Source organism: Microbacterium sp. NPDC090003, assembly GCF_044748385.1.
Lineage (GTDB): Bacteria > Actinomycetota > Actinomycetes > Actinomycetales > Microbacteriaceae > Microbacterium.
In genome coordinates, this window is record NZ_JBIVFW010000003.1 from 85045 (window position 1) to 98281 (window position 13237).

General features: G+C 71.0%; 11 protein-coding genes. 4 read left to right on the forward strand and 7 right to left on the reverse strand.

Annotation, left to right across the window (positions count from 1 at the left end):
- The first annotated feature begins 159 nt into the window (after window positions 1-159).
- Entirely contained in the window at window positions 160-1179 is a 1020-nt protein-coding gene (locus ACIPVN_RS15990) for a LacI family DNA-binding transcriptional regulator (RefSeq protein WP_400444934.1), read from the forward strand.
- Here ACIPVN_RS15990 and ACIPVN_RS15995 read toward each other — a convergent pair.
- The 4 genes from ACIPVN_RS15995 to ACIPVN_RS16010 are packed head-to-tail and all read right to left on the reverse strand — an operon-like array spanning window position 1166 to window position 5103.
- The gene (locus ACIPVN_RS15995) at window positions 1166-1999 is read right to left on the reverse strand and encodes a PaaX family transcriptional regulator C-terminal domain-containing protein (protein WP_400444937.1); all 834 of its coding nucleotides are present in this window, start codon (window positions 1997-1999) and stop codon (window positions 1166-1168) included. The two genes, ACIPVN_RS15990 and ACIPVN_RS15995, sit on opposite strands and share 14 nt — an antisense overlap.
- Entirely contained in the window at window positions 1996-3255 is a 1260-nt protein-coding gene (locus tag ACIPVN_RS16000; protein ID WP_400444940.1) for a kynureninase, read from the reverse strand. Before ACIPVN_RS16000 ends, ACIPVN_RS15995 begins: the two co-directional genes overlap by 4 nt.
- 1 nt (window position 3256) lies before the next feature.
- Window positions 3257-4216: an amidohydrolase family protein gene (locus ACIPVN_RS16005; protein WP_400444943.1), complete on the reverse strand. Its 960-nt coding sequence runs from the start codon at window positions 4214-4216 to the stop codon at window positions 3257-3259.
- Window positions 4216-5103: a tryptophan 2,3-dioxygenase gene (locus ACIPVN_RS16010; RefSeq protein ID WP_400444946.1), complete on the reverse strand. Its 888-nt coding sequence runs from the start codon at window positions 5101-5103 to the stop codon at window positions 4216-4218. Before ACIPVN_RS16010 ends, ACIPVN_RS16005 begins: the two co-directional genes overlap by 1 nt.
- 90 nt (window positions 5104-5193) lie before the next feature.
- On the opposite strand from ACIPVN_RS16010, the gene ACIPVN_RS16015 reads away from it, so the two are divergent.
- A complete protein-coding gene (locus ACIPVN_RS16015; RefSeq protein WP_400444949.1) occupies window positions 5194-6687 on the forward strand; it encodes a glutamate-cysteine ligase family protein in 1494 nt (497 codons plus the stop codon).
- 15 nt (window positions 6688-6702) lie between these two features.
- Here the strand turns inward: ACIPVN_RS16015 and ACIPVN_RS16020 are convergent, their stop codons facing one another.
- Together ACIPVN_RS16020 and ACIPVN_RS16025 are read right to left on the reverse strand one after the other, a co-directional pair.
- Window positions 6703-8436, reverse strand: a complete 1734-nt coding sequence (locus ACIPVN_RS16020; protein ID WP_400444952.1) for an amidase — start codon at window positions 8434-8436, stop codon at window positions 6703-6705.
- Complete coding sequence (locus ACIPVN_RS16025; RefSeq protein ID WP_400444955.1) at window positions 8433-9491, reverse strand: agmatine/peptidylarginine deiminase; 1059 nt, start codon at window positions 9489-9491, stop codon at window positions 8433-8435. The genes ACIPVN_RS16020 and ACIPVN_RS16025 overlap by 4 nt, the downstream gene beginning before the upstream one ends.
- A gap of 64 nt (window positions 9492-9555) precedes the next feature.
- Here ACIPVN_RS16025 and ACIPVN_RS16030 point away from each other — a divergent pair, with 64 nt between their 5' ends.
- Window positions 9556-10245, forward strand: a complete 690-nt coding sequence (locus ACIPVN_RS16030) for a TetR/AcrR family transcriptional regulator (protein WP_400444958.1) — start codon at window positions 9556-9558, stop codon at window positions 10243-10245.
- 10 nt (window positions 10246-10255) lie between these two features.
- Window positions 10256-11629: a pyridoxal phosphate-dependent decarboxylase family protein gene (locus ACIPVN_RS16035; RefSeq protein ID WP_400444961.1), complete on the forward strand. Its 1374-nt coding sequence runs from the start codon at window positions 10256-10258 to the stop codon at window positions 11627-11629.
- A 33-nt stretch (window positions 11630-11662) separates the two neighbouring features.
- On the opposite strand, the gene ACIPVN_RS16040 is transcribed toward ACIPVN_RS16035, so the two are convergent.
- Window positions 11663-12718: an alpha/beta hydrolase gene (locus ACIPVN_RS16040; protein WP_400444964.1), complete on the reverse strand. Its 1056-nt coding sequence runs from the start codon at window positions 12716-12718 to the stop codon at window positions 11663-11665.
- Window positions 12719-13237: the final 519 nt, after the last annotated feature.

The window sequence follows — 13237 nt, forward strand, 5'->3', positions numbered from 1 at the left end:
TCTCCTCATCGAGAGTGTGTGCATCCGCTCCGATGCGGACGCTCGCGGCAGCAGGGTGAGACCGCGTCGCAGAGCAGTCTCTTGCCGGATGAGGGGGCCGTCAAACGTTTTCGAAAACAGTTTCCGAAACGCCGAGCCGTGCGGATACGATGGGCGCTCATGAGCGGGAGGACCACGATCCACGACGTCGCGAAGGCGGCGGGAGTCTCGGTCTCGACCGTGTCGAAGGCCGTGAACGGCCGCTACGGCATCGCCGACGCCACGGTGCGTCGCGTGCTCGACACGGTGCGCGAACTGGGCTACGAGTCCAGCCTCGTGGCCAGCAGCATGCGCGCACGGCGCACGGGCGTGATCGGTGTGCTGCTCGCCGACTTCGAGCCCTTCAGCGCCGAGATCCTCAAGGGCGTCGGCGCCGCGGTGCACGACACGGCGTTCGATCTGCTCGCCTACAGCGGTTCGCACCAGGGGGCGGGGGAGGGGTGGGAGCGTCGGTCGCTGAGCCGACTGTCGGGCACCCTCATCGACGCCGCGATCATGGTGACCCCGACGATCGTGAGCGCGACCACCGAGATCCCGGTGGTCGCCGTCGACCCGCATACCGGGCGCGCCGATCTTCCGACGGTCGAGTCCGACAGCTTCGGCGGCGCGCTGACCGCGACGCGTCACCTGCTCGAGCTCGGGCACCGCCGCATCAGCTTCCTCGGCGGGCGCCCCGACCTGCGCTCCGCGGGTCTGCGCGACGCCGGCTATCGACGGGCGCTCCGGGACGCCGGTCTGCCCGTCGACCCCGACCTCATCCGTCCGGGCCTCTACGAGTGGCAGACCACGCGCGACTCCGCGCGCGTGCTGCTCGCCGGGCCGGATCGGCCGACGGCGGTGTTCGCGGCGAACGATCTCTCGGCCATCGCCGTGATCGACGTCGCCCGCGAGATGGGTATCCGGGTGCCCGATGACCTCTCGGTCATCGGCTTCGACGACGTACCGGAGGCGTCGCGACGCGCACAGCCGCTGACGACGATCCAACAGCCGATGCGCCGACTCGGCGCGGTCGCGGCCGAGATGGTGTTCTCCCTGCTCGCCGGCGAACAGCTCGACGAGCTCCACGTGACCCTGCCGACCCGGCTGGTCGTGCGCGGGACGACGGCCCCGCCACCGGAACGCCTCGTCAGCCCCCGGTGACCGCGCGCACGTGCGCCATGGCCGGACCCTCGAGCGTCTCCGACAGCCAGGCGAACTCGGCGAAGCTGCGGGTGCCCGGCCAATCGGCGGGCAGCATCGACGGCGGCAGGCCCGGGTCGAGGTAGGGGAGCGTGCGCCAGCGGTCCAGCAGGTGCACGTACGCGGCGAACGGCTCGGCGGGCAACGTCGTGAGCGACTCCTGGAACCGGCGGTGCTCGTCGGCCAGGGCGCCGAGGTCCCACCAGGCGGCCGCCGATTCGGCGGGGGTGCGATCGGTCACCGGCATCCCGGCGGGGAAGAGCGTGACCCACGCGCGCGCCCCGACCTCGCCCACGATCTGCCGCACCTCGTCCTGCAGGTGCCCGGGGCAGATCCACAGGGCGGGCGACACGACCCCCGCGCCGATCCAGTGCAGTCGTCGGCGCAGCTGATGCCGCACCGCCCGCTCGGTCTCGGGGATCGAGAACGACACGAGGCACCAGGGATCGGCATCCGTCATCTGCCGCATCGCGAAGATGCGCCGATCGCCGCGCTGCAGCATCGCGAGGGCGGCCGGGTTCAGGCGGTAGCCGACGGCGTCGCGCCGCTCGGCGAGCAGCAGGCCCTTCTGCTTGAGGCGCGCGATGCCGGTGCGGGCCTGCGCGGGCTCGATGCCGAGGTCGCCGGCGAGAGAGACGAGATCGGCCGTCGAGATCCAGCCGAGCGGGCGCAGGAACAGGCCCACGACCGTGCGCAGCAGCGACGCCGTGCTGCCGGGGCGCGCGTCGATGTCGTCGACGACGGACGCCGCGACCCCCGCGCCCTCTGCCGTCGTCGTCATGCGCGCAGCGCGTCGCGCACCGCCAGCACCCCGGTCACCGTCTCGACGTGCGAGGTGCTCAGTGGCGACAGGCCCAGGCGGATGCCGTCGGGGAACCGGAAGTCGGGGATGATCCCCTGCGTCCAGAGCTTCTTCGTGACCTCGCGGAAGTCGGGGTGCCCGATCGTCACGTGGCCGCCGCGCAGGTCTGCGTCGCGCGGACTGAGCAGCCGCACGCCGAGCGGGGCGAGCTCCTCGTCGAACCCGCGCACCGCGAGGTCGGTGAGCGAGCGGGACTTCGCGCGCACCGCATCGATGCCGGACTCCTCGATCAGGTCGAGCATCCCCTGCATCGCCAGCATCGAGGTGACCGGCGGGGTGCCGCTGAGCAGCTGGCGGATGTCGCCGGCGGGAACGTACTCCGGCCCCATGGCGAAGATGTCGGCGGCGCTCCACCATCCCTGGATCGGTTGGCGCAGGGTGCCCTGGTGCGCGCGGTTGAGGTACGCGAACGCGGGGGAGCCGGGGCCGCCGTTCAGATACTTGTACGTGCAGCCGACGGCCATGTCGACGCCCCACGCGTCGAGCTGCATCGGGATCACGCCCGCCGAGTGGCAGAGATCCCACATCATGAGCGCGCCCGAGGCGTGCACCGCATCCGTGATCGCGGGCATGTCGGCCAGCGCGCCGGAGCGGTAGTCGACGTGGCTGAGCGAGACGAGCGCGGTGCGCTCCGACACGACGGCGACGACGTCGGCGACGCTCACGCCGAGCACGGGGTCGGGCTCGATCCACCGCACCGTCATGCCCGTCTCGGCCGCGACCCCCTCAGCGAGGAACCGGTCGGTGGGGAAGTTCCCCGCCTCGATCACGAGCTCGGTGCGGGTCGGGTCGGCGGCGGCCGCGGCGCGCATCAGCTTGTAGATGAGCACGCTCGTCGAGTCGGCGACGACGGTCTGGCCGGATGCCGCGCCCAGCGCGACCCGGCCGATGCGGTCGCCCAGTTCCATCGGAAGCGCCATCCACTGCTCGTCCCACGACCGGATGAGGCGCGTGCCCCAGTCCTCGCGCACGAAGGCCGCGAGCCGCTCGGGGATGTCGCGCAGGGGGCGGCCGAGCGAGTTGCCGTCGAGGTAGGCGTCGACGCCCGGGGCGTCGGCGAAGGCGTCGAGGTGCGCCGCGAGCGGATCGGCGGCGTCGAGGGCGCGGGCGGCCTCGAGAAGGGCGGAGTCGTGAACGGCGGAGTCGTGAACGGCGGAGTCGGGGAGGTCGGTCATGTCACACCTTCAGGTCTTCGGGGAGCAGGGGGCGGGCGCGGAGCGGGTCGACTGAGTCGCCGGGCGTGCGGGGGAGGACGAGCAGGCGCGCGCCGGGGTCGCGCGGGTCGAGCGGGTCGAGGGCGCGCAGCACGGCGTCCTCGTCGAGACCGGCCGCGCGGAGCGCCGCGATCTCGCCGGCGTTCAGGCCCACCGGTGTCGGACCGTTGCCCATGTCGGTGCCGTAGAGCACCGTGCCCCCGGCGGCGTGGAAGCGTCGCACGTTCTCGGTCGCGACGCGGCGGGTCTCGTCGTCGTGCACCGCGAGCGTCGAGATCCATGCGACGGATGCCGCCTGCGCGGCGATCTCGTCATCGTCGAGCATCTCGGTGAAGGGCGTGTGCGCGAGGCGCGCGACGCCGAGTCGCGAGATGCGCTGTGCCTCGCCGGGTCCCTCCGCATGAGCGGTGACGGTGAGGCCGCGGCTCTGGGCGAGGTCGACGATCGCGCGGATGAGTTCATCGCCGAACACCGGCCCGGCGGTCGTGTTGCTGGCGATCTTGATGCTCCGGGCGCCGGCATCCGCCATCTCGTCCACCGCTTCGGCGGCCTGTGCCGGGTCGTTGACCTCGCGCACCGACCCCGCCGGAGCCCACGCGCGGTCGGAGGGGTAGCCGCCCGGGGCCGTGAGGAAGGCGCCGGCGTACTCGAGACGCACGGGCGCGAGCGTCGCGCCCAGACGCGCGACCTCGGTCACGTTCGCTCCGAGGTCGACGACGCGACCGAGCGTCGAGGCCGCGAGACCCGTGGTGTCGACGAGCTGCAGGTGCACGTGGTGGTCGGTGAACCCGCCCGTCACGATGCCGTCGAGGCGGGGGAGGTGGTCGGCCGGGGTCGCATCGCGTACGAGCATCCGACCGTCGGCCAGGGAGATCACGCCTTCGCGCCATTCCTCGCCGTCGAAGAAGGTCGCAGCTCTCATCAGCTGCCGATCTCGGTGCGCACGGCGTACAGCTCGGGGAAGAAGGTCAGATCGAGCGCGCGCTGCAGGAAGCCGACGCCGCTGGATCCGCCGGTGCCGACCTTCATACCGATCGTGCGGGCCACGGTCTTGAGGTGGCGGAAGCGCCAGAACTGGAAGTTGTCCTCGAGGTCGACGAGGTCTTCGCAGGCTTCGTAGAGGTCCCAGTAGCGGCTCGGGTCCTGGTAGATCTCGCGGATCGCCGGCACGAGCGCGGCGGTCATCCGGTAGGGCTCCCGCACGTCGCGGTCGAGGATCTCGGCGGGGATCGGCAGGCCGCGGCGGGCGGCGAAGCGCAGGAACTCGTCGTAGAGGGTGGGCTTCTCCCACTCGGCGGCGAGCAGCGCGAGATTCGCGGGGTGATCGCGGAAGACGCCGAGCATCTTCTCGTTCTTGTTGCCGAGGGCGAACTCGACCGCGCGGTACTGCACCGATTGGAAGCCCGAGGAGTTGCCCAGCGCGCCGCGGAACTGCGCGTACTCGGTGGGGGTGAGGGTGGCGAGGACCGCCCATTGCTGGGTCATGACGTCCTGGATGCGCTTGACCCGGGCGATGCGCTTGAGGGCTTCGCGCAGGTCGTCGCGGGCGAGCAGCTCGCGCGCCGACGAGAGTTCGTGCAGCAGCTGCTTGAGCCACAGCTCGGTGGTCTGGTGCTGGATGATGAACAGCATCTCGTCGTGGTGTTCGGGAGTGCTCACCGGGCGCTGCGCCGTGAGCAGCTGGTCGAGCGCGAGATACGACCCGTAGGTCATCTTGCCTTCGAGGTCGGTCACGATCCCGCCCTCGAGCGCACGCGTGTTCTCGGTGGTGGCGGGGCTGCTCTCGGGGCTCGGGCTCTCGACGCTCATGGGCCAAACATATAACCGATGTGCCGTTCGTCACAATGATGAAATGTCAAGGGGTCCGGGTGATTCGCCTGAGGCCGCTACCGTCGAGGGATGGGTGACAGCATCGACGCGCGCAGTTTCACGCGCCAGGACCGCACGAAGTTCCGCGCCAAGACCGAGCAGTGCCTCGATGCGCTCGCCGAAATGCTCGCCGACGGACGCTTCGACGGAGCGCTGCCGCAGCTCGGTCTCGAGATCGAGCTCAACCTGGTCGACCCCGCCGGCGATCCGGCCATGGCCAACGAGGCGGCGCTCGAAGCCATCGCCAGCCCCGCGTTCCAGACCGAACTCGGCCGCTTCAACATCGAGGTCAACGTCGCACCGCGCCCGATCGGCGGAGGTCGCACGCGCGATCTCGAGACGTCGCTGCGCAACGCCATCGACGAGGCGGATGCGCGGGTGCAGGCGGCGACCGGCAACGCGATCGCGATGATCGGGATGCTGCCCACCCTCGATGAGAACCACTTCACCGAGCGCTGGATCTCGGAGGAGCCTCGCTACAGCCTGCTCGGCCAGCAGGTGCTCGCCGCGCGGGGGGAGGACATCGAGCTCAAGCTGGAGGGCGTACCGCTGGCGGGTGGCCCCCGCGAGAGCCTCGACATCGTGACCGACACGATCCTCCCCGAGGCCGCCTGCACCTCGGTGCAACTGCACCTGCAGGTCGAACCGGATTCCTTCGCGCCGTATTGGAACGCGGCGCAGGCCATGGCCGGCGTGCAGGTCGCGCTCGCCGCCAACTCCCCGTTCTTTGCGGGACGCGCGCTGTGGCACGAAACCCGCATCCCGATGTTCGAGCAGGCCACCGACACCCGCTCGCAGGAGTTGAAGAACCAGGGCGTGCGCCCGCGCGTGTGGTTCGGGGAACGCTGGGTCACCTCGATCTTCGACCTCTTCGAGGAGAACTCGCGGTACTTCCCCGCGTTGCTGCCCGCCGTCACCGACGAAGACCCCTTCGCGGAACTCGCCGCCGGTCGCGCCCCCTCCCTCGCCGAGCTGCGCATGCACAACGGCACGGTGTACCGGTGGAACCGCCCCATCTACGACACGGTCGACGGCACCGCCCATCTGCGCGTCGAGAACCGCGTGCTGCCGGCGGGGCCCACGGTCGTCGACGTGCTCGCCGACACGGCTTTCTACTACGGTCTCGTGCGCACGCTCGCCGAGGCCGATCGTCCGCTGTGGACGCAGATGAGCTTCGACGCCGCCGCCGAGAACCTGCGCACGGGCGCACGCGACGGGATCGAGGCGCGACTCTACTGGCCCGACGTGGGCTGGGTCGGCGCGCGCGAGCTCGTGCTGCGGCGACTGCTGCCGATGGCGGCCGAGGGGCTCGATGCGTACGGTGTCGACCCGGCGGCGCGCGATCGGTACCTCGGCATCATCGAGCAGCGCTGTGTGACCGGGCGCAACGGGGCGACCTGGCAGCGGGGGAGCGTCGCGGCGCGGGAGCGCGCGGGGCAGAGCCGGGCGGATGCGCTGCACGGCATGCTGGGCGACTATCTCGAGCTCGCCCGGGCCGGCGAGCCGGTGCACACCTGGGAGTGAGCGGGGTTCCGTCGCTCAGAGTGCGGGCGTGCGCGGCGGGGGCGTGCGGCGCTCGCCGGGTGCTCCGGACGCCTCGAACGCCGCCGCGAGTCGCAGCAGGTGAGCGTCGTCATAGGCGCGGCCGGCGAAGGTGAGCCCGATGGGCATGCCGATGTCGTCGAGGAGCCCCATCGGCACCGTGACGGTCGGGATGCCGAGGTGACGGATGGCGAGGTTGCCGTGCGCGATCCAGGTGCCGTTGCGCCAGCCGAGGTCGGCGGATGCCGGGTCGACGTCCATGTCGGCGGGGCCGAGGTCGGCGACGGCGGGGAAGACGACGGCGTCGAGGCCGAGCCGATCCATCCACTGCTCGAGATCGCGGCGTCGGGTCTCTTCGAGGCCGTGGAGACCCTCGGGCAGTTCGGGCATGTCGTCGAGGCCGGTGTCGGGATGCGCCCGCACCCAGTCGGGGTATTCGGCGATGTCGTCGTCGAAGCCGGTGTAGCGGTCGGGCAGCGCGCCGTCCGGGTGCGGGAAGATCGTGGCTCCGTCGATGCCGGTCAGCGAGTCGAGGGCGGGATCGCCGTTGGCGCGCAGGAAGTCCTCCCACGCCCACGCCGAGAGATCGACGATCTCACGCCGCAGGTAGGCGGGTGAGACGAGGCCGCGCGTCGCGATCGTCGAGGCGCCGGGGCGGTCGCCCTCGTAGTTCGACACCACGGGGAAGTCGACCTCGACCACGGTCGCCCCTGCCGACTCGAGGTCGCGGCGCGCTGCCGCCCAGCGCGTGAGCACTGAAGGGCGGGTGTCGATGCGCCGACCGGTCGGCCCGCCGATCCCCGGGTGCGCGGCGGTGCCCGCCTCGGGATCGGCGTCGATATACATGCGGGGGATGCCGATCCGGATACCGGCGAGGGCGTTCGCCGAGCCGGGAGGGGCAGCACCGGTCGTGGCGAGCGCCGGATAGGAGTCGGGGCGCACCGCGGAGGCGGCCGGGATCGGCACCCACGGCTGCGTGCGCCAGAAGTCTCCGCGCGTCTCACCGTCGTCGGCCACGATGACCTCGAGCACCTCGAGCAGATCCGCCATCGTTCGAGCGTGCGGCACGACGACGTCCATCGTGGGTACGAGTGGCCAATTGCCGCGCACCGAGATCACCCCGCGGGAGGGTGTGTACGCGCAGAGGGCGTTGTTCGTCGCCGGCCCGCGACCGCTCGACCAGGTCTCCTCGGCCAGGCCGAAGGCGGCGAAGCTCGCGGCGGTCGCGGTGCCCGAGCCGTTCGACGATCCGGAGGCGAAAGGTGCGGTGAGCCACTCCGCGCTGTACGGACTCTCGGCGCGTCCGTAGACCCCGCGCTGCATCCCGCCGTTCGCCATCGGGGGCATGTTCGTGAGTCCGAGGCAGATGGCCCCGCCGGCCCGCAGGCGCTCGATGGTGAACGCGTCGCGCTGGGCGACGAGCCGAGCGAAGGCCGGGCTGCCGGCGGCGGCGGTGAGACCGCGCACGAGGTAGCTGTCCTTCGCCGTGTAGGGGATGCCGTCGAGCGGGCCGAGCGTCTCTCCGCGTGCCCGACGCTCGTCGGACGCCGCCGCCTCGGCCCGTGCGTCCGGGTTGCGCACGACGACCGCGTTCAGCGCGGTGGGCGTGTCCGGGCCGTCGTAGGCGTCGATACGGGCGAGATAGGCGTCGACGAGGTCGACCGCCGTCGCGGCCCCCGCGTCGAGGGCGCGCCGCAGGTCGGCGATCGACGCCTCGACAACGTCGATCACGCGAACGCGCCCGTCGCCGGCGTCTGCCCGAGCGCGGGCTGCTGCTGGGTGATGCAGTGGATGCCGCCCCCGCGGGCGAACAGCTGTCGTGCATCGACGGTGACGATGCGGCGGCCGGGATATGCCTCGGCGAGGATCTCGCTCGCTGCGGCATCCGCCCGTTCGTCGCCGAACCCGCAGGCGACCACGCCGTCGTTCGTCACCAGATGGTTGACGTAGCTCCAGTCCACGAAGCCCTCGTCGTCGCGCAGCGTGGAGGGCGCGGGCAGGTCGATCACCTCGAAGCTGCGGCCCGCGGCATCCGTCTGCTCGACGAGGTGCGCCCGCAACTCGCGCGTCACGGCGTGGTCGGGGTGTGCGGGATCGTTCTGCGCGTGCAGCAGCAGGCGCCCGGGCGAGACGATCGTCGCGACGATGTCGACGTGCCCGTTGGTGCCGAAGTCGTCGTAGTCGCGAGTGAGGCCGCGCGGCAGCCAGACCGCCTTCGTCGCCCCGATCGTGCGCAGCATCTCGGCCTCGACGCGCTGCCGGTCGGCATAGGGGTTGCGGCGCGGGTCGAGCTGCACGGTCTCGGTGAGCAGCACGGTGCCCTGGCCGTCGACGTGGATTCCGCCGCCCTCGTTCACGAGGGTCGAACTCACGAGCTCGGCGTCGACGCCGCGCGCGATGATGCGGGCGTGCTGCGCGGCCGCCGCCCAGTCGGCCCACTCGGGGTCTCCCCAGCCGTTGAAGATCCAGTCGACCGCGCCGAGTGCCTCGGGCCGGTCGTCGTCGATCACGAAGGTCGGTCCGGAGTCGCGCATCCAGAACTCGTCGACCGGCGCCTCCACGATCTCGACACCCGCTCCCAGCATCCGCCGCGCCCGCGCGAGCTCGCGCGGATCGACCAGCATCGTCACCGGCTCGAACTCGGCGACCGCGTGCGCCACCGCCGTCCACGTCGCGTACCCCTCGTCGCGCTCGGCCGCGCTCGCGCCGAGCGTCTGGCCCTCGACGGGGAAGGCCATCCAGGTGCGATCGTGGCGTGCGGTCTCTGCGGGCATGCGCCAGGCCATCGGTGTCTCCTCGCGGTGGAGCGGTTATTGAACATGCGATCAACAGGTGCTACGGTAACCCGTGATGAACACGACGTCAAGAGTCGCCGGCCCCCGGCGCCTCCCTCCCGAAGAGCGCGACCGCTCGATCCTCGAGGGTGCCATCGGGCTCGCCCGCGAGAGCGGGCTGGAGGCTCTCACCGTGCGCGCCGTCGCCGCGCGGGTAGGTGTCACCCCGGCGCTCGTCGCGCACTACCGCCCGGGCATGGATGCGTTCCTCGCCGACGTCTTCGGCGAGATCGTGGCGGCCGAGCGCGACGAGGTGATGGCGTCGTTCGACCCCGGTGCGACCGCGCGCGACAACCTGCTGCACATGACCGAGACGCTGCTCGACGGCCGTCGCGACGACGTGACGCTCGTGTGGGTGCAGGCGTGGGCGCTGGGTGCGCGAAACGAGGCACTCGCCGCGCGAGTTCGCTCCGAGATGGACCTCTGGCAGAGCGCCCTCGAGGCGCACCTCGCCCGTGCCGTCGCCTCGGGTGAGATCTCGGCGGCCCGCACCGAGACCGCCGCCTGGCTGCTGCTCGCGATGATCGACGGCATGAACGCGCACTCCCTGGTGAAGTGGGCGCCGCACGATCGCGCCGCCCTCGCCCGGCGCACGCTCGCCGTCGTGCTCGACCCGCGCGACGATGCACCGGATCCGCTCGATCCGCATGCCCTCCGCCCGAACCCGTTCGACGCCCCGGCGTCCGCTTTCTCCTCCGCGAAGTAAGGAACGCCCCATGGATGCTGTGCGCATGCACGCCGCCTCGCCCGAGTCGACGGCCATCGTCGATGCGGTGCTCGACTACTCCCGACGGCGGATGCTGGCGGCCGACGTGCCGCTCGACAAGCCCCAGAGCGAGGCCGAACTCCACCGGCTCGTCGGCGCGACGATCACCGACGCGGGCCTGGGGGCCAACCGGGCGCTGAGCGTGTTCGAGCACATCCTCGCTCCGGCGTGCCTGACCACGAGCCATCCGCTGTACCTGTCGTTCATCCCCACCGCGCCGACCATGGCGGCGATCGCGTTCGACCTGGTGGTGTCGGCGTCGGGGCTCTACGGCGGCAGCTGGCTCGAGGGAGCGGGTGCCGTGCATGCCGAGAACGAGGTGCTCTCGTTCCTGGCGAAGGAGTTCGGGCTCCCCGACACCGCCGGCGGGGTGTTCGTGCAGGGAGGCACGATCGGCAACCTGTCGGCGCTGGTCGCCGCGCGCGAGGCCGCCAAGGCGCGCCTCCTCGATGCGGGCAAGCAGCTCCCCTCGCGCTGGAAGATCGTCTGCAGCGTCGAGGCGCACTCCTCCAACAAATCGGCAGCGCGCGTGATGGACGCCGACGTGCTGCTCGTGCCGGCGGGCGACGACGGCGTGCTTCGCGCGGATGCCGTGCGCGACGCACTCGCCGAACACGGTGACGAGATCTGCGCGGTCGTCGCGACCGGGGGATCGACGAACTTCGGCATCGTCGACGACATCGCCGGCATCGCGGCGCTCAAGGGCGAGTTCGAGTTCTGGCTGCACATCGACGGCGCATACGGTCTCACCGCGATGCTGTCGCCCGAGGCACGGCACATCTTCGCCGGTGTGGAGCGCGCCGATTCGGTGATCGTCGACCCGCACAAGTGGCTGTTCGCACCGTTCGACTGCTGCGCCCTGATCTACCGCGACCCCGAGTCGGGGCGCCGCGCGCACACCCAGCACGCCGAGTACCTCGATACGCTCACCGACGGCGACGACTTCAGCCCGTCCGATTACTCGATCCAGCTCACCCGGCGCCCCCGCGGACTGCCGCTCTGGTTCTCGCTCGCGACCTACGGCGTCACGTCCTACCGCGACGCCGTCGGGGCGACGATGGCGCTGACCCGCCGCATCGCCGACGAGATCGCGGCGCGCCCCGGGCTCCGGCTCGTGCGCGATCCGCAGCTGTCGGTCGTCGTCTTCGAGCGCGAGGGGTGGGAACGCGCCGACTACGACCGCTGGTCGGCCGCCCTGCTCGACTCGCAGCGCGCGTTCGTCGTGCCGAGCTCGCACCGAGGTCGCCCGAACACGCGCTTCGCGATCCTCAATCCGCGCACGACCTTCGAAGACCTCGTCGGCATCCTCGACACGATGGCCTGAGACGGCGCCCCGGCGATGGCCTGAGACGGCGCATCAGCGACGGGTGTGCGCGTCCAGGAAGTCGATGGTCCGCTGCAGGGCGGTCCGCGCATCCGGCAGGTCGAGATGGAACTGGTACTCGTGGGGGAGTGCCGGTTCGTGAGGTGCGGGCCAGAAGAGCGTCGTGACCTCGACCCCGACCTCGTCGAGGCGCTTCGCCATCGGGATCGACTGCAGCCAGGTGAGGCCGTCGCCGTTTCCACCGGAGATGTACGTCGGGGGGAAGTCCGCGGTCACCCAGTCCACGGTCGACATCGTCGCGCCCGTGGAGTCCTCGGCCCAGGTCTTGGTGCCGGAGTACGCCCACATCGCCGACTTGAAGCCCCAACCGGCGATGCCGTCGAGCTGTGCGAGCGCCGACAGATCGTAGACGCCGCAGTTGAGCACGGTGGCGACCAGCTGTGAGGCCGTGATCGACGGCGTGATGTCCATGATCTCGGCGTAGTCCGGGCTCGTGATGAGCGTCGCCATCTGGCTGGCGAGCTGGGCACCGGCGGAGTCCCCGGCGAGCACGATCTGCGTGGGATCGACGCCCAGCTCGGCGGCGTGCTCGTCGATGTAGGCGAGTGCCTCGTTGAGCTGGTTCACCGCGAGCGGGTACACACCCTCGGGCCCGATCGTGTAGTTGACGCCGATCGTGGTGTACCCCTCGGCGGCGAGGATGCGCAGGTAGGGATCGACGTCTTCCTTCGCGCCCGAGATCCAGGCGCCGCCGTGGATCCAGACGATCGTGGGCAGCGGGCCGGCGGCGGATGCCGGTGAGAAGACGTCGAGGGTCGTGTCGGCGCCCTTGTCGCCGTATGCGACGTCGAGCCGCTCGGTGAGCGCGGTGTCGGGTACGTGCTTCTGCATCTCGGCGGCGGTCTCGGCACCGCCCTTGGTGAACACAGCACGGATGATCATCGCCGAGGGCCAGGGGCTGAGCGAACCGACGATCGCCACGACGGCGGTCACACCGACGACGCAGGCGGCGGCGATCTTCGTCCGCCGCCATGGACGGCGCTTCTTCGCGAGTCGTGCCGGTGCTGTGTCGTGGTCGTGCGCGCTCATGGGGCTCCCTCTCCGCGCACCAGTGTGGCAGGACTCCGCGCGGCCACGCACGCCCGATTCCACACCCCGGAAGTGGATGGAGCGCGGGCGGATCGTGCAGTCGGGGACGAACGCCGACCTCGTCGAGACACCCGGGCCCCACGCGCGGGTCTGGGCGGCGTGGACCGCGGGGTGACCGCCGATCCGCGGAAAATCGCGACGACACGCCCGGCGGACGGGCCGGATTTGCCCGACCCCCGGAATCCACGTAAGTTATTACCTGTTCGCCCCACAGGGAAGCGGAAAGGCCGAGAGCCTCACCCCCCTCAAGCGGAGAACCACCCCCCGAATCCACATCAACTCTTCTGAGTGTTCTGGATGAAGGAACTGCCTCATTCCGATGAGCGAGTCGCCGAAACGCGATTTGACAACAGGAACGAGATCAGTAAGGTAGAGAAGTTGCCCTTCGGGCCTGGTTGTGATGACTGGGTCGTGGGAGCATCCGATCCTTGAGAACTCAACAGCGTGCACTTGTCAAAT

What these genes read in the sequence shown, in the direction of transcription:
- ACIPVN_RS16030 (WP_400444958.1), top strand. Translation starts at nt 9,556, where the DNA reads ATGAACACGACGTCAAGAGTCGCCGGCCCCCGGCGCCTCCCTCCCGAA.
- ACIPVN_RS16035 (WP_400444961.1), top strand. Translation starts at nt 10,256, where the DNA reads ATGGATGCTGTGCGCATGCACGCCGCCTCGCCCGAGTCGACGGCCATC.
- ACIPVN_RS16025 (WP_400444955.1), bottom strand. Translation starts at nt 9,491, where the DNA reads ATGGCCTGGCGCATGCCCGCAGAGACCGCACGCCACGATCGCACCTGG.
- ACIPVN_RS16015 (WP_400444949.1), top strand. Translation starts at nt 5,194, where the DNA reads ATGGGTGACAGCATCGACGCGCGCAGTTTCACGCGCCAGGACCGCACG.
- ACIPVN_RS16005 (WP_400444943.1), bottom strand. Translation starts at nt 4,216, where the DNA reads ATGAGAGCTGCGACCTTCTTCGACGGCGAGGAATGGCGCGAAGGCGTG.
- ACIPVN_RS16000 (WP_400444940.1), bottom strand. Translation starts at nt 3,255, where the DNA reads ATGACCGACCTCCCCGACTCCGCCGTTCACGACTCCGCCGTTCACGAC.
- ACIPVN_RS16010 (WP_400444946.1), bottom strand. Translation starts at nt 5,103, where the DNA reads ATGAGCGTCGAGAGCCCGAGCCCCGAGAGCAGCCCCGCCACCACCGAG.
- ACIPVN_RS15990 (WP_400444934.1), top strand. Translation starts at nt 160, where the DNA reads ATGAGCGGGAGGACCACGATCCACGACGTCGCGAAGGCGGCGGGAGTC.
- ACIPVN_RS15995 (WP_400444937.1), bottom strand. Translation starts at nt 1,999, where the DNA reads ATGACGACGACGGCAGAGGGCGCGGGGGTCGCGGCGTCCGTCGTCGAC.
- ACIPVN_RS16040 (WP_400444964.1), bottom strand. Translation starts at nt 12,718, where the DNA reads ATGAGCGCGCACGACCACGACACAGCACCGGCACGACTCGCGAAGAAG.